Consider the following 19,940-nt stretch of genomic DNA (forward strand, 5'->3'; position numbering starts at 1 on the left):
CGTGCAGGCTGTTCCGGAAATGCCGTAGCGGACGGACAGGCAGAGCCGCCGTTCGCTGAGGTTTTCCGTCTGCTGGTCCGTCCATTGCGCCTGGCATTGCGTGAATATTTGACAATAGAGTATAACTGAAAAGTACACTGCAAACGCTTCCACCCATCCCCATTCTGTGATTTACTGCCTAGGCTGACACCGCGAGGATAGACCATGCTGCGCAATTCCGGACGTATTTACCCGCTTTTACTACTGCTGGCTGCCCTCGGCGGGGCGGCATCCGGCGTGGTAGCGGCACCACGTCCGCTGGCGTTCACCGCGGTCGATTCGCTGGGCGCCGATAGCCGCGCCATCCTCAGCATCCTGCAGGACCGGCAGGGCTTTGTCTGGATCGGCACCATCGAAGGTGGCCTGTTCCGCCACGATGGCCACAAACAGGTGCGTTTTCTCAGCGATCCTGCCAATCCGGCCAGCCTGCCCGGTGGCCGGGTTACCTCGCTGTTCGAGGACGAAGCGGGACGGCTGTGGGTAGGCACGGACGAAGGGCTGGCCCGCTTCGACCCGGTGACCAACGGTTTTGTGCGCTATCTGCCCAGGGAAGGGCCGCCCAATGCCCGCATCATCCGCCGCATCATCAGCGATTACCGTGGCGGCATGTGGCTGGCCACGTGGGGCGGCTTACAACACTTCGATCCGCGCACAGGCGCATTCTTGATCTACCAGCACGAAGAAAGCCGCACTGATAGCCTGCAATTCAACGATGTCAACGCCGTCGCCGTCGATAACAAGGGCGGCGTGTGGGCCTCCACGTGGCCGGGCGGACTCGATTATCTGGCGCCCGGCGCGCGCGGCTTCCAGCATTTCCGCATCGACGATCCGGCCCGGCCCAACCCCAAGGCCAACGATGTGCGGGCGCTGTATTTCGATAGCGCCACCACGCTGTGGATAGGCACGGCCGACGGCGTCTACACGTGGAAGTCCGGTCAGCCGTGGGAACAGCGCACACTGATGCCGGTAGCTGCCAAGCGCGTCACCGACATCGACGAAGACCGCGCCGGCGATGTCTGGATCAGCACCCGCACGGCGGGCCTGATACGCTATGACCGCGAACTGCGCCAGTTCCAGAGCTACCGTCACCGCGCCGAAGATGCGCATAGCCTCAACAGCGACGCCATCAACACCACCATGCGCGACCGCGCCGGCACGCTGTGGGTCGGTTCGCTGACGGATGGCGTAAGCCGCGCCAATCTGGGCTATCACGGCTTCGAACGGTTTGTACCGCGCGATATCGAGCCGGACTTCGTCAAGTCCAGCAACTTCGTGCGCAGCATAGGCGCTGCTGCCAACGGCCAGCTCTGGCTCGCGCTCGATGACGGGCTGGCCCTGTTCGATCCCGTCAAACGCGACATGGTGCGCACCTACAGCGCCATACCGAAACGCCCGGGCGCACTCAGCTCCAACGTCATCTACTGCACCTACCACGCGCCCGACGGCACGCTGTGGGTAGGCACCTCGGAAGGACTGAACCGGCTCGATCATCCGGAAGGCCCGTTCAAGGTCATACAGTTCGGCAGCAAGACCAGCAACTTCGTCAACGCGATTTCGCCGGGACGGGGCGGCGTGCTGTGGCTGGCCACCGGCGCCGCACTGCTGCGCTACGATCCGGTCAGCGGCGCCACCGAGAGTTTTACCCACGACCCGAAAAATCCCGACAGCCGCAGCGTGAACGGCGCCACCACAGTGATCGAGGACCGCGCAGGCCGCGTCTGGACCGGCGAATTCTATCGCGGCGGCGGGCTCGATATGCGCGACCCCGTCAGCGGAAAATTCCACCACTTCCGCCTCGATCCCGCCAATCCGGCTAGCCTGAGCAGTGACCGCGTCAGCACCATGCATCTGGACGCCGACGGCAGCATGTGGATAGGCACCTCGAAAGGCCTGAACCATATCGTGGCCGACAAAGATGGCAAATTCACCGTCACCCGCATACAGGAAAAAGGCGATCTGGGTACCCGGTTGATCGAAGCCATACGCACCGACAAGAACGGCTTTATCTGGGTGACCACGGCAGCCGGCATGAGCAAGATCGACCCTGCCTCATGGACGGTAACGGAATACGCGGTGGAAGACGGCCTGACCGAAGGCTTCTACATGGATTCGGCCGCCAACAGCAGCGACGGCCTGCTCTACTTCGGCAGCAGCAGCGGCGTTACCGCCGTCAATCCGGCCATCCATAGCAGCGCATCGCGCCCGCCCCAGCTGGCCATTACCGATCTGCGCGTGCTGAACCGCTCGCTCGGCAGCGGTGCGCTGCCCGAAGGCGTGCAGCTGGAAGGCACGTTGACCCAGCCGCGAGCATTAACAGTACCATGGAGCGCCAACACCATCTCCTTCGAGTTCGCCGCCCTGCACTATGCGGAGCCGCGCCGCAACGCCTACACCTACTGGCTGGAAGGTTTCGACAAGCAGCCGGTGCAGGCCGACGCCAGCCGCCCTGTGGCCACCTACACCAATCTGGCGCCGGGCAAATACCACTTCCACCTGCAGGGCACCAATAACAAAGGCGTGGCCGCGCGCGATGAAATCATCCTGCCGGTCACCATCACGCCACCGCCATGGGAAACCGGCTGGGCCCGCGCCGCACAGGCCCTGCTGATGCTGGGCGCCGCTGCCGTGCTGGCGCGCTGGCTGATGCGCCGCTGGCGCGCCCGCGCGCGGGAGCTGGAAACCCTGCTGGCGCAGCGCGATGAAGAACTGCGCAAAGCCCGGCACAAGCTGGCTTATCTCTCGGCCAGCGACAACCTGACGGATTTGCCCAACCGGCGTAATTTCGACGACCAGCTGGTGCGCGAATGGCGCCGCGCTGCACGCGAAGAACAGCCTGTGGCCATGGGCCTGATTGCCCTCCAGCAGATGGACGTGTATCAGGAACTGCATGGCGCGGTGGCGGCGGACGAACTGCTGCAGCAGGTGGCGCACACGCTGAAGAACTGCATGCACCGTGCCAGCGATACACTGGCGCGCTACGGCGCCGAGCAGTTTGCCTTCCTCGCGCCAGCCTTAGGTGAAGACGAAGCACAGCTGCTGTTGCGCCAGATAGCGGCCTGCCTGGAAGCGGCAGGGGTAGCACGCAGTGGTGCGGGCAGTGCACGCTTCAGCATAGCGGTACGCACGGCCAGCCCGTACCAGAACGCCAGCGTACTGCAGCAGGCGGCAGAAGAAGCGCTGCACCAGCAGCACGAGCAGCCGCAGCGCTCAGAAATTCATGGGTGACTGGCGCCGCCGCACGGCCTGCCAGTCGTCAAAGACGGGAATGATGGCCAGCGTAAGCAGGGCCAGTGCCAGCGGCACAGTGACAATGTAGCCGATATATTTGAAGCCGAAAGCCCCCGTCAGGCCGCCGCAGAAAAACATCGCCAGCAGAGAACTCAGCAGGCGCAGTTTGTCGCGATCGGCGCACACCGGTTCCAGCGTGGGGTCGTCCTTCACGCGGTTCCAGTACAACATCTTGCCCAGTTCGATGCCGATATCGGTCACCAGCCCCGTCACGTGGGTGGTGCGGATTTCAGCACGCGAAATTTTGGTGACGATGGCATTCTGCAGCCCCATGACGAAGCACAGCAGCGAAACGATGGCATCGATATGGCCGGAAGCGTCGAGCATGGCTCCCATCAGGCCGAAGGCGAGCAGCAGCATCGCTTCCAGTATCAGCGGTAGTGCGAACTGGCTGTGGGTGCCATGCCGCCGTCCCCAGTTCACCATGATGGTGGAAAACGCCGCTCCCCAGACAAACGACAGCAGCGACATCAGGCCCGCTCTCAGCACCGGCAGATCGCCGAGCGCTGCGCCATCGGCCAGCGAGGAGACGATGCCGGACATGTGCGAGGTGTACTGGCCCACAGCGAAGAAGCCGCCGGCATTGACAGCGCCCGCGACAAAAGCCAGTGAACGGCCCAGATGACGATTACTCAGGTGTGTACGGTGCGGACTGGTGAGAGCCCGGAGGTAGTGCATAGGCATAGTGAACCCGATGTGACAGACGGCTAAACCATTGTAAGCCATCGCCACACCGGATCGTCAAGCCTGCCGCATCCGGCAGCGCAAACAGCGCAAATTAAACGCCATTACGGCGCTTTTATGCGACATAGCAGGAATTTTTCAGGCCACCGGAACAAACCAGCTTGCGCTAGTCGAGTGCCTTGAAGCGGATCGCGGCACCGCCACCGGCAGCCAGATGCAGCGTCATAACCTCGCTGGCGCGCACCTCGCGCTGCTCGATCACCATATCGTAAGGAGCGCTCTCCCAGTCCGCGTTCGCACCATCGCGGTAGATCTGCGCCTGATAACGCCGCTGCGGATCAAGGAAATCGAGCTTGAACTGTATATCGCGCGCGCGTTCGTTGCTCAGTGCCCCCAGATACCAGTCCTGCGCGCCGCGCTGCTGACGTGCCATCACCACATACTCGCCCACTTCTCCGGCCAGCGCACGGCTCTGCTCCCAGTCGGTCGGCACATCGGCTATGAACTGGAAGGCATCGGGACGGGCTTCGTAGTTTTCGATCAGGTCTGCCGCCATCTGCACGGGCGAATACAGCACCACATACAGCGAGAGTTCCTTGGCCAGCGTGGAACGCACACGGTTCTCGTGGCCTTTGCCATTCGGTTCCAGATTGAAGATGCCGGGCGTGTAGTCGAACGGCCCGGACAGCATGCGGGTAAACGGCAGTATCGCCGTGTGCTCGGGCGGATTGGGCGGGTAGCCCCAGGCGTTGTACTCCTGCCCGCGCGCGCCCTCGCGCGAGATCCAGTTGGGATAGGTACGGCGCAGCCCCGTATCCTTGATCGGCTCGTGGGTGTCGATAGCGATGTGACGCCTGGCCGCCTCAGTCACCGAACGCAGATACTCGCCCGCCATGAACTGGCCATCGTGCCACTCGTAGCGCACCTGCCCTGTTTCATCGATGCGCTTGATACGCTCGTTATCGGCCACGTAGCCGGTCTTGATGGTATCGATATTACTGGCGCGGGCGTAGTCATAGGCGGCGCCCATCTGGCTGGCGTAGTGGCTCACGGCACCCGAGGTCTCGTGGTGGCCGATCAGCTTGACGCCCTTGCTACGGCCATAGGCTGCTACTGACGCCATATCGAAGTCCGGATATGGCTGGGAAAATCTGAACAATTCGCCGTTCTCGGGCCAGTCGCCATCCCAGCCCACATTCCAGCCTTCGGCCAGCACACCGCTAAAGCCATGCCTGGCGGCGAAGTCCATGTAGCGCTTGACTTCGGCCGTGGTTGCGCCATGCTTGTCGCCCGAGGCCCAGGTCTTCTGCCACAGGTGCATGGCCCACCAGATGCCCACGTACTTGCCGGGTTTGACCCACGAAACGTCACCCAGCTTGTTCGGTTCGTTAAGGTTCAGGATCAGATCGGAATTGAGCAAACCCGCTGCATCAGGCGCCACTTGCACCGTGCGCCATGGCGTATTGAATGGGGCGCGTAGTTTGACCTTGATGCCATCCGACCATGGAGTGAGATCGGCTTTGAATATGCCCTCACGGCGCTGGTTCAGCGTCATCGACGCATAGTTGGTCAGCGCAGCTTCATGCAGCGCCAGATGCACGCCACTGGGCAGTCGCAGCGTGAACGGCGTTTCCACATGCGCGGCATCGCGCAGAGCGGTTTTCTGGTACAACGCTTCGTAGCTGCGCCAGTAGCGCGCCGGTATCCACCATGCACGCACCTTGTCGCTCTCGGCAAAACGGAACTCGGTGCGTTCGTCAGTAATCTCCACCTGCTCTACGCCTCGCTGACGCGGCACCTCGTAGCGGAAGCCCAGACCATCGTCGAAAACGCGCAGGCGCAAGGCGAACTTGCGTGGCGTTTTACCGCCGCGCGTCAGCTCCACCAGCAGTTCGCGGTGATGGTCGCGCACCAGCCGGCGTTCGCCCCATGGCTGCTCCCATGTCTCATCCTTGTCCGACGTATGGATGGCGGCGATGCTGAAGCCCTCGCCCAGTTCCGGCCCTGCGCGCAGCGCCAGGCCCAGCCGTGCGGCCGGCATGATTTCCTTGCCCGCATAGCGGACGCGATAATTCGGCGCACCGCGCTCGTCGCTGACGATCACGATCAGCTTGCCATCGGGCGAGCTGACACTGACTTCCTTCGCCTGCAGCTTGCCGCATACCAGCGCTACGGCGGCCAGCAGCAGGGCCGCGCCCTTTCTATTCCGTTGCAGTTCACTGCGCATCGTCTTACTCCACGGTGATTTCATCGGCAAAAATAAAACTGCGGTTGCCCTGCCCTTTGTGCCAGTCCGGGCACCACACGGGTGCTACGCCACGCACCCGCACATAACGGCCGGCTTTGCCATCCGCGTTCACGGCCAGCTCACGGATAATACTGCCGTCGGCATGTTCGTCCACCATATTCTGCACTGTCCCCAGCAGTGTCCATTGCATACCGTCGCTGCTGGTTTCCACTTCCAGCGCCCTGGGCATGAAGATCCAGCTATTCTGGTCCTGCAGGAAGTTCACGGCCACCCGCCTGAGCTTGCGCTGCTCGCCCAGATCGATCACACCATCCAGATCCACGCCATAAAAACCCAGCCAGCCGCCCAGACGGAAGTCGTTCCCGCCACGGATACCATCGACCAGCGCTGCCGCACCGCCAGCGGCATACTGCCCATTCGGCGCATGCTTGAGGGTGATCTTCAGTTGTTCGCTCAGTTTCACCGCAGGCACTTCGGTTACAGGGCTCCAGTACTGACCGCGCCGTGCGCGCAGCTTGAGTGTGGTCGTTGCGCTGACCGTCAGCGGACCATGCCACAGAGGGCTGGCGGCATCAGGCTCGCTGCCGTCAACGCTGTAGTGGATAGCATCGACCGGTTCCATGACCTGCGCATCAAGCACCGCGGTATCCTTGAAACGATATGGCCCGCTGGCCACCGGTGCCAGCACCACCTGTTCGACAGCATGTACCTGACCGCTACGGGGCCGCTCTGCCACCGCACTGCCCCATTGCGACGGCGTAGCCGCCATGCTGAAGCGCAGTTCACCGCCCTGCATGATGGCGTCGTGCGCAAGCCATACGGGACTCCAGCGCTTACCGTTCAGTTGCGCTGCCTGTATGTAGGGCCCAGCGCCATCGGCACGGATGGTGAAGCGCCTGCCATTTTCCAGATGGATGGTGGCGCGCCGGAAGCGCGGCGTGCCAATCACGTAATTTGGCTGGCCCGGCGTCACCGAATACAAGCCCAGTGCACTCATCACATACCATGCGCTCATCTGGCCGCAGTCTTCATTTCCGGCTAGCCCGTCCGGCGTATCGTTGTACATTTCGTCCATCAGCCGTTTTACCAGCGCCTGGGTTTTCCATGGCTGGCCACCGTAGGCATACAGGTAAGCCATATGGTGGCTAGGCTCGTTGCCGTGTGCATACTGGCCTATCAGCCCCGTGATATCGACCTGATGGCGCCCGCTCAGGCCTTGCTGCGCATTGAAGCAGTCATCCAGCAGCTGCAGGAACTTCTCCTTACCGCCCACCCGCGCTATAAAGCCTTCGATGTTATGCGGTACGAAAAAGCCGTACTGCCAGCCATTCGCTTCCGTGAAATTGACGCTGACTTCAGCCGGATCATAGCCTTCCAGCCAGCGCCCTTTGACACGCGGATGCACATGGCCTTGTTCATCGATCAGATTGCGCCAGCCTTCGGCGCGGGCGGCAAAACGCTGTGCAATGTCCTTCTCGCCCAGCGCCGTCGCCAGCACGGCAATGCACCAGTCGTCATAGGCATATTCCAGTGTCTTGGAGACGCTTTCGGCTTCCTCGTCGCCTTGCAGATAACCCTGTTTGCGATAGGTCGTCAGGCCATACTTATCGACTTCGGCGCTCTTCACCATGGCATGCAGCGCAGCCTTGGCATCAAAGCCGCGGATGCCTTTTGCATACGCATCAGCGATCACGCTCACCACGTGGTAGGCTATCATGCAGTCCGTCTCGTTGCCCCACAGTTCCCAGACCGGCAAGCGGCCACCTTCATTAAACTGGGCGATAAAGGTCTTGATGAAATCTTCGCTGCGGCGCCGCTCGACGATGCTGTACAACGGGTGGGCAGCACGGAAGGTATCCCACAACGAGAACACGGAGTAGCGCGTGCCATCATGCGACAGATGCACCCGTCCATCGCGGCCTAGATAGCGGCCATCCACGTCCTGAAAAGTATTCGGCTGCACAAAGCTGTGATACAGCGCCGTGTAGAACACCCGCGTGTCCTTCTCGCTACTGCCTTCCACTTCGATACGCGACAGCTGGCGATTCCATGCGGCGCGTGCCTGCTGGCGCACCTTATCGAAGGCAAAGCCCTTCTGCTCTGCCGCCAGATTAGCTGCTGCCCCCTTGGCATCAACGGCAGAAATGCCTACCTGCGCCTGCAGCACTTCGCCCGCCTTCAGGTCGAATGCCAGCGCCGCCTTGATCTGCTCCTGCCCCATCGGCCCTGCCAGACGTTTGAAGGGATGATCGAAGCGGACGATGAAGTAGACCGGACGATTCGCCGCCCACGCTTTAGTACGGCGCCAGCCCGCCACGGTACGGTCATCAAGCACGTTCAGCCCCGCTGCCAGCAGTTCGCCACGATGGGAAAGATCGAGCATGACGTGGGCCTGATCGGCCCGCGCAAACGTCCAGCGGTGCAGCGCCGTGCGCAAGGTCGTGGTGATCTCGGCCCGCACGCCATAATCCTTGAGCGTTACGCCGTAATAGCCGGCTTCGGCCCGTTCGCTGGCTTTATCGAACTGGCTGCCGTAGCCGCTGCCATCGAACGGCAGCGGGTCCTCGCCCTTGTAGCGGTAGCCGCTAGCCCATTTGACCTTGCCTGTTGCAGGCAGCAGCAGTATGTCGCCATAGTCGGATACGCCGGTGCCGGAGAGATGGGTGTGGCTGAAGCCATACACCACGCGATCGCTATCGTGGTAGCCGCTGCTGCCATCCCAGCCCGTCAGGCGGGTATCGGGGCCCGGCTGTATCATGCCGAACGGTAGTGTAGGTCCGGGGAAGGTGTGGCCATGGCCGCCGGTGCCCACCATGGGGTTGACGTAGCGCGCCAGATCGGCCGGCGGGGCCGCCCACGCTGAAGCAGTAGACAATGCAGCGGCCCATGCTACAGCGAGCATGATAGAGCGATAAAGCATGGAGAACGTCCCTTTCTAATCGTAGTGGGCGTAGTTAAGGCTAGTTATTCGGTCGGCAGACCGTACTTTCGCGCACCACCAGATTCACCGGCAGCACGCGTTCTATCACTTCATCCGTTTCGCCATTGAGCAGCAGTTCCACGCCCAGCGCACCGAGCGCGCTCTTGTCCACACTGAGCGTGGTTAATGGCCTGCGCGCGTGAGCAGCGGCAGCAATATCGTCGAAGCCGACGATGCTGATATCGTAGGGAACCTTGAGGCCGGCGCGCATGCAGGCATCCATGGCCACCAGCGCCGCTGCATCGTTGTAGCAGAACACGGCATCGGGCGGATGGGGCAAGGCCAGCAGCGTTTCCATCGCTTCGCGCGCCGCCGCTTCCAGCTCCACGCCTTCCTGCATCATCACTTCCAGCCGCGGATCGGCCAGCACGCCTGCATTGAACAGCGCCTGACGGAAGCCACGCGCCCGCTCGCGAATACTGAAGTGGGCCAGCGAACCGGAAATAAAGCCGATCCGTTCGCGCCCGATATCGAGCAGATGGCGCGCTGCCAGATAGCCACCCATCATATTGTCCGGATTAGCCGAGGTGTAGCCGGCCAGCTTCATATCGATCAGTACCAGCGGCTTGCCTATGCTGCGCAACACGGCCAGCAGCTCCGGCTCGAAGTAGCCGGCACACAGAATCGCGTCCGACTGGTGCAGACGGATCTGCTCGACGATGCCGTCCGCCGGCCCCACCGCAGTGAACGAAAGTATGATGCCGTGCTTGCGGCAGGCTTCTGCCGCGCCATGCAGCACCGGCGTGTAGAACGGGCTGCTGGACATATTGTTGTGCTGGCGGTGCAGCAGGAAGGTCAGGCGACGTAGCTTCTTCTGGCGCAGCCGCCCCATGTCGTAACCCATGCTGCGGGCCGTTTCCACTACCATACGGCGGGTTTCTTCTGTCAGGCCGCCCTCGTTTTTCAGTGCGCGCGAAATGGTGCCGCTCGAAAGCCCGGTGGCTTTGGCGATATCGCGGATGGTAACGCTCATGTGTCTCACTCCCGTTTTTACTAAACCCATGCAATCTGCGCCTCTGCGGGCTGCTACACTTGTCAGTATAGCCATGGCACTGTCGCCAGCAAGGGCTGGACCAGCCACAGATAGCGAGTTTATCGGGAATTTACTAAACAAAACCGGCACTCCTGTCAGTGCAGCAGACCATCGTGGTCGATCTGCAGCGTGGCCTGACCGTCGCGGCCCTGCAGGCGGGCCGAGAACTGCTGCGATGTCGCTTCGATACGGGGCGGCCAGACATAGCCGGCCACCGGCGCCAGTTTCAGCCCCAGTTGCGACAGGCTGGCGGCGAAGCGCTGGTGTTTAGCGAAATAGCTGCGCTGGGCGTAATACACTTCGCGCAGCGCCCACTTCGCCGCCTGTGCCGGATCGGGGCGCCATGCATCGCGCTGCCCTCCTACATTCTGGCCGGAGAACTGCACCACGCCCCACATCTCGGGATAGTGCATATTGACCACGCCCTGCGGCGACCATACCCAGTTATCCTCGGCCAGCGGCTGGCCCGTTGCGGCATCGGTCAACTTGCGGTAGCGCCCATCGGCACTGCTGGTGCGCCACTCCACGCGCGAGAAGTTCAGGCGCCACTGTTCACCAGCCAGCGGATGCAGCACCGCGTCATGGCTTTCGCGCAGAGCGCGCCACGGTATGGCCACTTCCACCGTCCAGCCTTGATCCTGGTCGCCGGGATGGTTCAAGCTGCCGCGCAGCTGGCGGCCTATCTTCAGGCCATGCATGTCCCAGCCTGTGTAGGCTACTTTGTCGCCATCGCGGTAAGGTTTAGTCAACAGCAGATCCCACGCTGTGCCGTGCTGATTGATTTCCAGCTCCATGTAGCGGTGCGTGCTGCCTTCGGGATCGATGAACAGCTCGATGTCGTTATCGTGATAGATCACGCTATCGCGCTCGGTCAGTGTAGCCCACAGGTCGGGCTCTTCCATCTCCACGGCGAAGTACAGGTACTCGTCGTCCCACAGCAGCTTGGCGCGGGTGCGGAAGCGCGGCGTGGGTCTGGACGGGCCTTCGATATCGACAAAGTCTTCTGTCCATTCCGCCTTCTGCCAGTCCGCTTCGTCCAGCTGGCCGTCAATCCGGGGCGGCGTGCTGGCGCGGTAGGCGATGTAGTAACGCGGCTGGAAAGCGATGGCAGGATGGGCCACCGCTGCCAGTTGCGCATAAGCGCCCGCCCCTGCCAGCGCAGCACAAAGAGCCAACGCAGGTCTCAGCATCCGCATGGCGCGCATTTCAGGCCTGCTCGCCAGTGCTATACAGTCCGGCGTATTTCACGCCGAAGTACAGCACAAAGGCATAGCACAGCAAGGGCATCAGGAAAGACTGTTGCAGGCCGATGGAATCGGCCAGCAGGCCCTGGGCGAATGGCACGATGGCGCCGCCCACGATGGCCATGCACAGTATGCCCGAAGCCTGACCGGTCAGATTACCGAGGCGGTACAGTGCCATACTGAAAATGGTCGGGAACATGATGGAGTTGCACAGACCAACCGCCAGTATCGCCCACATCGCCGTCTGGCCGTGGCCGAAGATGGCCACCAGTATCAGCGTCATCGAAGCAGCGGCATTGAAGGCCAGCGTCTTGCCGGGGCTAACGTAGCGCATCACGAGGAAGCCGATGAAACGGCCTACCATGGCGCCACCCCAGTAATAGCTGACGTAGTGCGCTGCCATATCGGCCGGCAGGCTGGCGATATTCGGCTCGCCAAGGAAGTTAATCAGGAAGCTGCCGATACTAACTTCGCCACCCACATAAAGGAAAATGCCGATGGCGCCCATCACTAGCTGTGGATGCGACAGCGCCGATTCTTTCGCTGCGCCAGCAACCGGAACGGAATCTTCCGCATAATCGATTTTGGGCAGACGGGCAAAGGCAAACATCAGGGCCAGCAGCAGCAAAGCGCCGGCCAGCGCCAGATACGGCCCCTGCACGCTGGCCGCCTGCGCCGCACGGTCCGTCACGTCACTGGACAGTATCAGAATGCCGCCCAGCGTAGGCGCCACCGTGGTGCCCAGCGAATTGAAGGCTTGCGTCAGTGTCAGGCGGCTCGATGCCGTGCGCGCATCGCCCAGCACCGTCACATAAGGATTGGCAGCTACCTGCAGTATCGTGATGCCGGAAGCCAGTACGAAAAAGCCCAGCAGGAACAGCGCATAGCCGCTCATCGAAGCCGGATAGAACAGTGCACAGCCGGCGGCGGCAATCACCAGCCCCGCCACTGCGCCATTCTGGTAGCCGATCTTTTTGATCAGCATACCGGCGGGCAGCGACACGAGGAAGTAGGCGCCGAAAAAGCAGAACTGCACCAGCATGGCCTGCACGTAGTTGAGCGTGTACAGTGCTTTCAGGTGAGGGATCAGCACGTCGTTGAGCGCTGTCAGCAGCCCCCACATGAAGAACAGCGTGGTGATGATAATCAGCGGGCCGGTATTGGCGCTACTGGCCTGCGCATGCTGCAACGGCGCGCGCTGCGAAATGTGTTCCATCGTGTACTCCTGTGGTCTCTTCGTTGTCGTTGTTATTCAGGGTGGACTGGCAATTCCGCTCAGGGCGCAATCCCAGCCGGCGCTTTGGGCAGATCACGGGCGCGGGTGCCCCAGCTTGCGCGTTCGGCCTGCGGCGTCAGCTGGTAGTCCAGCGTGCCACCGGCCTGGATCTGCTCCCAGTCCAGCCAGACGCGTGACTGCGGCTGGCTATCCCATCGCACGCTCTCCACAAAGCGGCGCTCGCCCGGGACTGCGGCGGGTGCCTTGATGCTCAGCACACGGCCTTGCGGCAGATCGATCTCCGCCTTGGCAAAACGCGGCGCGTGCAGCAGGAAGCGGCCACTGCCCGGCACATCGGGATACAGCCCCAGTGCGCTGAACAGATACCAGGCCGACATGGTACCCAGATCGTCATTACCCGTCACGCCGCCAGGGCCATTGCCGAAAAGAGTCTCTGCCGCGCGCAGCACGGTAGTCGTTTTCCACGGCTGGCCCATCAGGGTGTACATCCATGGTGCGTGCAGGTCCGGTTCATTATTCGGGTTGTAACGGAACTGGCTGTAATAGCTGTACGGTCCCACTACCCATGACTTGCGCACGGCTGCGGCATCGGCCTGCACAGCGTCATAGTCGAAGAACAGATCGAGGCGGCGCAACGCTTCCTTCTGTCCGCCCATGGCTGCCACCAGCCCCGGCACGTCCTGCTGCACCAGCCACTGGTACTGCCATGCCGTGCCTTCATGGAAGCCACGATCACTACGCGGATCGTAGCCGCCCGTCAGTTCGCTGAACCAGCTGCCATCCATCAGGCGCGGACGGGGAAAGCCTTGCAAACCCGTGGCCGCATCCTTGACGCTGGCATCCCAGATCGTGCGCCAGTTCAGGGCACGCTGCGCCAGCGTCGCCGCATCGCGCTGCTGGCCCAATGCCTGTGCCATGGTAGCCAGTGCACCGTCGGCCAGTGCATATTCCAGCGTAGCCGAGGCACCGTGGTGCGGATCGACGTCCATGCCCTTCGAGACAAAACCACGGTCGTACTGTACAAAGCCCTGACGCATATAGCTTTCATTACCGGCACGGCCCTGAGCACGGATGCCGTTAGGCGGCACACCAAAGGCATTCTCGCGCAGCGCGGCATAAGCTTCCTGCTCACGCCCCTTGAGTGCGCCATAGCGCCACAGGTCAACCAGGAAAGGTGTTACCGGATCGCCCGTCATGATATTGGTTTCGAAATTGGCATAGCCCCAGCGCGGCAGCCAGCCGCCCTGCTCGCGGATTTTCAGCACGGAGCTGGCGATATCGCGCGCACGTTGCGGATGCAGCAGTGCCAGCATCTGGTTCTGCGCACGGTAGGTATCCCACAGCGAGAAGAATTCGTAGTAGGTCCAGTCTTTCGCCGTATGTATCGCGCTGTCGTAGCCGCGATAGCGCCCATCGGCATCGTTGCCCGTCAGTGGCTGCAACAGGGTGTGGTACAGAGCCGTGTAGAACACCGTGCGGTCATCCTGACTGCCGCCCTCGATGCGCACGCGCGACAGCTCGCGCTGCCAGCTAGCCTGTGCCTGCGCGCGCATGGCGTCGAAACCGAGCGGACTGCCACCTTGCATACCTTCGGCCTGCAGGTTGACGCGGGCGCCCTCCGCATCGACATGGGAAATCGCGCTCACCGCAGTGACGCTGCGGCCCGACTTCAGATCGAAGCTGAACCACGCGCCGTGCGGACGGGCTTCGCCCTGCTGGCTAGGTCCGTTCACACCTGCTTTGCCGCCCTGATCATCCCAGATGCCATGCGCCGTGAATGGCTGGTCGAACACCATACGGAACCACGTGGTGTACTGGGCGCCGCCGCAGAAGCTTTTGGTGACAACCTTGCCCTCGATGCTGCGGTTATCGATAACGCGTAGCTCGCTGCCCACCACCGCATGCCGTTCGTTGGCCTGTCCCAGATTGACCAGCAGATGGCCATCTTTCGTGCCGGCGGCAAACGTATAGCGTTCGGCTGCGGCGCGGGTCAGCGCTGTCGCTTCGGCAGTTATGCCGCCGTAGCTGGTCAGCTGCACTTTGTAGTAGCCAGCCTGTCCCACTTCACCATCATGGGTGTATTCGGCTGCGTAGCGGCGGTAGTCAAAGCTCTCCGCCTTGCTGGTGTCGATATCGCCACCGGCGCCGATGCGGCCTGTCACCGGCAGCACGGAGACCTGCCCGCCCTGCTCCCAGCAGCCGGCACCGGACAGATAGGAGTGGCCAAAGCCGCGTATGCGCGCATCGCTGTAACGCCAGCCGGCGTAATGCTCGCCGCTAGGACTGACCTGTATCATGCCGAACGGTGCCGAAGCGCCGGGGAAGGTATTGCCTTCGTCCTGAGTGCCGATGAAGGTATTCACCGGCATGCTAGCTGCCGGCATAGCGGCCAGCGCCAGTGTCTGCAGCCCGCAGGCTGCTGCAAGCAAGCCCAGACGGCTCAGGCTACGGCTTAAGGTAATGAGGTTCATCTGCCTATGCTCCGCTTAGTGCGCTGCCGGTGCTGCCGCTGGCAGATGCAGCGGGTGGGCTTCCGTATTGAAGGTGACGCCGTCGAAATTCAGCGCGCTCTTAGGTGCGAACAGCAGGTAGAAGTATTTGAACGTCTCGGCAAAGACGAAGCTCTCCATCGAATCTTCCTGCTCCTTGCTGCGTACATCTTTCAACGCAGCGTAGCCTGCTTCGGTGCGGCAGTAACGCACAAACGCTTGCCAGAACTCGCGGCCCATGGCGCGGTAGCGCGGATTGCCCGTGTAGTGGTGCAGGTAGTAGGCCGATTCGACGATCTCGGGGCGCAGTGCATAGCCGGGCGACTGCACCGTCATGCTCGCATAATCGAGCGATTCCGGTTCGACGCCATGCAGACGCCACATGCGCAGGCCGGATTCCTGCAGTGCCCTGGCACGCTTCATATCGCCGCCCAGTGCCAGCAGCGCCGGCATGAAGGCATCCAGCGCACCGTACTGGGTTTTCGTACGGATACCGGTATTCATATCGGCGTGGCCGTACCACAGGCCGCCGTTACGCTGGTCCGCCAGCGCCTTGTTCACACCTTCGATGCTGTGCTCCCACATGGCTTTACATTCCATATCGCCAAACAGGCGCCAGCATTTGTTCAGGTACTCGTAGTAGGAATCGATGCCGCCGCCGATATGGGCCCCCGTATCGGCCCAGCGCCCCGTCTCCACGTCGATGGTAGAGCCGACCAGTCCCATAGGCGATGCAGCCTTGTAGGTGGCGACCAGCGCGCGCTTGGATTTTTCGAAATACACCGGCTTGCCCGTCAGGCGGCTCAGCATGCCGAACTCCAGCACCAGCGTGCCCGTCTCGGCCGGATTACTGAGCTTGCCGCGTACCTTGCCGGTGCGCAGATTCACATGGGTATAGGGCAGGCCGGTAGGCGATTCGAATACCGGCAGCAGGCGCTTGCCCAGATCTTCGGCCTTGTCGAGCAGGCGTGCATCGCCGCTGATCTGATACGCCGAAATCAGGCCGCCCAGCAGGCGGATGGTGATTTCGAAGTTCTGCACATACATGTCCTGATCGAAGTTGAGCTGCTGGGCGATCAGCTCGCGCGCCTCATCCGCTTCCGTCTTCAGGCCCATGATCATCAGGGTATCGAGCGCATCGACCGGCGTCATCAGCAGCGAATGCTCGTACCAGTCACGCGGCTTCTTGCTGAGCGGGCTAAGGGCATCGTGGCCCCATGCGTATTGCTTGTAACCGTGCCACGCATGGCGTACTTCATCCTTGACCTGCTGGGCCAGTGCCGCTGCTTCCGCCTCGCTGACCGGACGCAATGGCGTGGCCGCTGCCGCCTTGGCACTCGCCTTAGCCGCCAGCGGCGCTTCTGCCGCACCGGCACTTTGCGCGAACCATGGCAAGGTAGCCAGCAGCGCGATATTCAGGCCGCGCAGTGCGGGCTGGAACAGGGAAAATCGGTTGGGTTGTTTCACTTGCTGTCTCCTTGTAATTGTTCGAAGAATTGGTTCATCGCCGCTGCCTGCGGCGGATTGGCACCTGCCTGCAGGCAGGCAGCAGAACCTGCCGCCAGCGCGGCATGCAGGTGCGCCTGCAGATTTCGTTGCGGGTAGCAGGCCAGGCTATGCAGCAGGCCCGCCACACTGGCGTCGCCAGCGCCGACGGTATCGACCACTTCCACCTGCGGCGCGCGCGCATCGGCCCGCTCGCTGCCATGGAACAGCGTCGCGCCCTGCCCGCCGCGCGTCAGCAGGCAGTAGGCCGCCGGATTAGCCGCACGCAGCTGCTGCAAGGCCTGATCCAGCGTCGCGCCGGGGAATAGCCCGCGCAGATCGTCGTCCGATACCTTGATCACATCGGCCAGTGCCGCCATGGTGCGCAGCGTAGGCTGGTAGCTCTGGTCCATCAGATTGCGGAAGTTAGGGTCATAGCTGATCGCCACGCCCTGCGCTTTCAGCTGTCCGGCCAGCGCCACCAGCGTACCGGCCAGTGGCTGGCGGGCCAGACTGATACCGCCAAAGTGGGCCCAGCGCAGCGCGCCGGACCAGCCAGCGGGCAGCGCGGCAGGATTGAAATGCAGGTCGGCGCTATCGTCGCCGACGAAGAAATAGCTGGGCGGCTCGCCCTGCTCCACAATGGCCAGCAGCGGCGAGCGCTGCACGCGCTGGATCAGCCGCATATCCAGCCCCACGGCAGCACTGGCATTCCACAGCGCTGCGCCAAACCGGTCGTTGCTGATCGCGCCAGCAAACGCCGTACGCTCGCCCAGCGCCGCCAGCGCGCGCGCCACATTCCACACCGAGCCGCCCACCTGACTGATCCACTGCTCATGGCCCTGATGGATCATATCGGTCAGCGCCTCGCCGGCGCACAGCATTACGGGAGCTTCATGCATGATCGGCCTTTCCCAGCACGGTCAGGATGTCGTAGCAGGCACCCATGGTGTGGTAGTCGACTTTTCCAGCCGGGCTCTTTTCGTCACTGAGCTTGCGGTTCTGCTGATCGAGTATGCGGTACCACGCGCCATATTGGTGATCGACCAGATAGGTCCAGCTGTATGCCCACAGACGCTGGTACCAGTCCCAGTATTCGCTATTGCCGGTGCGCTCGGCCAGCAGTGCCGCTGCGGCTGCGCTTTCAGCCTGCACCCAGAAGTACTTGTGGCCGTCGCACACATGCAGCTCGGGCGCTAGCGAATAGCACACCCCGCCGTTCTCCGGGTCCCAGCCCTGTTCCAGCGCTACACGGAACAGGCGCTCGGCCGTCGGCACCAGCCAGTCCAGCGGCTGCGCCAGTACGCCGTGGGCGCGAGCTTCCAGTTGCACCAGCAGTTTGGCCCATTCGGTAAAGTGGCCAGGCTGATAGCCCCAAGGACGGAACAGGTTTTCCGGATCATCGAAGTTGAACTTCCAGTCAGGCTGCCACTGTTCGTCATAGTGCTCCCAGATCAGTCCACCGCAACGCTGCGCCTGACGCTGGGTGATGTTGTAGGCCACCGTATAAGCCCGCTCCAGATAGCGCAGCTGGCCCGTCGCCTGATGGGCCGCCAGCAGCGCCTCGCAGGCATGCATATTGGCGTTCTGGCCGCGATAGCTGGACAGCACACTCCAGTCTTGACTAGCTTCGTCGGCATACAGGCCGGCCTGCGCATCCCAGAAACGCTGCTCCATCAATGCGAAAGTCTCTTCTATCCATGGCTGCGCCTGTTCCAGACCGGCCATGCTGGCGTGGGCATAGGCCAGCAGCACGAAAGCCTGTCCGTAGGCGTGCTGGGTGCCATCGATCACCTGCGTGCCATCGAGCAGCCATGCGTAACCGCCGCCTACCGGATCGCGGTGCACTTCACGCAGAAAGCGCAGCGCATGCTCTGCGCCCTTCAGATAAGCTTCATCCTTGAAATGGCGGTAGGCCATGGCGTACGTGAATACAAAGCGCGTACTGCTCACCAGATGGCGCTGCTGCATGTCGTACACGCTGCCATCGTCCCTGAAGTAGTGGTACATGCCGCCAGCCGGATCGATCGCGCGCGGATGGTAGAAGCGCATAGTGTGCCGTGCATGCTCCAGCAAGACACTCGGGCTGCGGAAATTCGGTAAATTGGTCATAGTTATTCCGGTTGGTTGGGTTAAACGCCGTGACTGCTCTCGCGCACGATCAGCTCAACTGGTACGGTTATCTGGGATGGGTGGTTTTCAGTTTTTTGTAGCAGTAGTTCGACGCCGGTCTGTCCCAGTATCGCCTTGTCCACGCGGACAGTGCTGAGCGGCGGGATGCCGGCAGGAGCGGCAGCGATATCGTCAAAGCCGACGATGGCAATATCCTGCGGGATCTTCAGCCCCGCTTTGCGGCACGCTTTCATGGCTGCCAGCGCGGTACTGTCGTTGTAGCAGAACACGGCATCGGCCCGTTTAGGCAATGCCAGCAAGGCCTGCATGGCGTCGCTGACACTCTGTTCGGCGTCGCCCACTGCGGGCAGCATCACTTCCAGATCAGGATCGGCATGCACTCTGGCGTCGAACAGGGCCTGCCGGAAGCCGCGATTGCGCTGCTGAATGCTGTAATGAGCCATTGAACCGGACAGCATGGCGATACGTCTGCGCCCCGAGCGCAGCAGATGCTGGGTAGCCAGATAGCCGCCGTGCAGATTGTCCGGATTGACGGACCTGAAGCCGCGCCGCTGCATATCCACCAGTACGATGGGTTTACCGGCTTGCTGCAATGCGGTCAGCACTTCCGGCTCGAAGTAGCCGGCGCAAAGTATGGCGTCCGGCTGGTGCAGACGGATCAGCCCCGTCACCGGCTCGGCGGGACCGACGGCGAAAAATGATAGCGCTATCCCCTCGCGCCGGCAGACTTCCTCGGCACCATGCAGCACTGGCGAGAAGAAGGAACCCGAAGCGAGCGTGTTGTGCTGGCTATGCAGCAGGAAGGCGATGCGGCGGATAGGGCCACTGCGCAGCTGGCCGAAGTCGTAGCCCAGGCGTTCCGCCGTTTCACGCACTAGACTGCGGGTAGACTCCGTCATGCCCGTCTGGTTTTTCAATGCGCGCGATACCGTGCCGATCGACAGACCGGTGGCAGCCGCGATATCACGCAGGGTGGCCTGGCTCACGCCAGCTCCCGCAATATCCACGGCCCGCCGCGCAGCAGGCCTTGCAGCAAATTCAGAATCATCTAGTGTCTCCAGTTTTCGGTTTAATAAACGT

General features: G+C 62.1%; 12 protein-coding genes. 1 reads left to right on the forward strand and 11 read right to left on the reverse strand.

From position 1 onward, the window contains the following. Positions 1–204: 204 nt before the first annotated feature. Positions 205–3,264, forward strand: a complete 3,060-nt coding sequence (locus GTP27_RS04715; RefSeq protein WP_161038011.1) for a ligand-binding sensor domain-containing diguanylate cyclase — start codon at positions 205–207, stop codon at positions 3,262–3,264. On the opposite strand, the gene GTP27_RS04720 is transcribed toward GTP27_RS04715, so the two are convergent. From GTP27_RS04720 to GTP27_RS04770, 11 genes are all read right to left on the reverse strand, one after another. Then, positions 3,247–4,011 (reverse strand): YoaK family protein, encoded by a 765-nt coding sequence (locus GTP27_RS04720; protein ID WP_161038012.1) that lies wholly within the window; start codon positions 4,009–4,011, stop codon positions 3,247–3,249. The two genes, GTP27_RS04715 and GTP27_RS04720, sit on opposite strands and share 18 nt — an antisense overlap. Positions 4,012–4,177: 166 nt before the next feature. Beyond that, positions 4,178–6,238, reverse strand: a complete 2,061-nt coding sequence (locus tag GTP27_RS04725) for a glycoside hydrolase family 97 protein (RefSeq protein WP_202416545.1) — start codon at positions 6,236–6,238, stop codon at positions 4,178–4,180. Between the two features lie 4 nt (positions 6,239–6,242). Further along, positions 6,243–9,179 (reverse strand): GH92 family glycosyl hydrolase, encoded by a 2,937-nt coding sequence (locus GTP27_RS04730; protein ID WP_161038014.1) that lies wholly within the window; start codon positions 9,177–9,179, stop codon positions 6,243–6,245. 40 nt (positions 9,180–9,219) lie between these two features. Beyond that, positions 9,220–10,212, reverse strand: a complete 993-nt coding sequence (locus GTP27_RS04735) for a LacI family DNA-binding transcriptional regulator (RefSeq protein WP_161038015.1) — start codon at positions 10,210–10,212, stop codon at positions 9,220–9,222. A gap of 155 nt (positions 10,213–10,367) precedes the next feature. Beyond that, entirely contained in the window at positions 10,368–11,468 is a 1,101-nt protein-coding gene (locus tag GTP27_RS04740) for a sugar-binding protein (RefSeq protein ID WP_202416547.1), read from the reverse strand. Positions 11,469–11,478: 10 nt separating this feature from the next. Continuing rightward, on the reverse strand, positions 11,479–12,732 hold the full coding sequence (locus GTP27_RS04745; protein ID WP_161038016.1) for a sugar MFS transporter: 1,254 nt from the start codon (positions 12,730–12,732) through the stop codon (positions 11,479–11,481). A gap of 59 nt (positions 12,733–12,791) precedes the next feature. Next, positions 12,792–15,224, reverse strand: a complete 2,433-nt coding sequence (locus GTP27_RS04750) for a GH92 family glycosyl hydrolase (RefSeq protein ID WP_161038017.1) — start codon at positions 15,222–15,224, stop codon at positions 12,792–12,794. 15 nt (positions 15,225–15,239) lie between these two features. Next, complete coding sequence (locus GTP27_RS04755) at positions 15,240–16,709, reverse strand: glycoside hydrolase family 47 protein (protein WP_202416549.1); 1,470 nt, start codon at positions 16,707–16,709, stop codon at positions 15,240–15,242. Continuing rightward, complete coding sequence (locus GTP27_RS04760) at positions 16,706–17,629, reverse strand: carbohydrate kinase family protein (RefSeq protein ID WP_161038018.1); 924 nt, start codon at positions 17,627–17,629, stop codon at positions 16,706–16,708. The genes GTP27_RS04755 and GTP27_RS04760 overlap by 4 nt, the downstream gene beginning before the upstream one ends. Further along, positions 17,622–18,839 (reverse strand): AGE family epimerase/isomerase, encoded by a 1,218-nt coding sequence (locus GTP27_RS04765; RefSeq protein ID WP_161038019.1) that lies wholly within the window; start codon positions 18,837–18,839, stop codon positions 17,622–17,624. The genes GTP27_RS04760 and GTP27_RS04765 overlap by 8 nt, the downstream gene beginning before the upstream one ends. 20 nt (positions 18,840–18,859) lie before the next feature. Then, positions 18,860–19,846 (reverse strand): LacI family DNA-binding transcriptional regulator, encoded by a 987-nt coding sequence (locus GTP27_RS04770; RefSeq protein ID WP_371865882.1) that lies wholly within the window; start codon positions 19,844–19,846, stop codon positions 18,860–18,862. Positions 19,847–19,940: the final 94 nt, after the last annotated feature.

Origin of the sequence: Duganella qianjiadongensis (assembly GCF_009857915.1) — a bacterium.
GTDB classification, from domain to species: Bacteria; Pseudomonadota; Gammaproteobacteria; order Burkholderiales; family Burkholderiaceae_D; genus Rugamonas; species Rugamonas qianjiadongensis.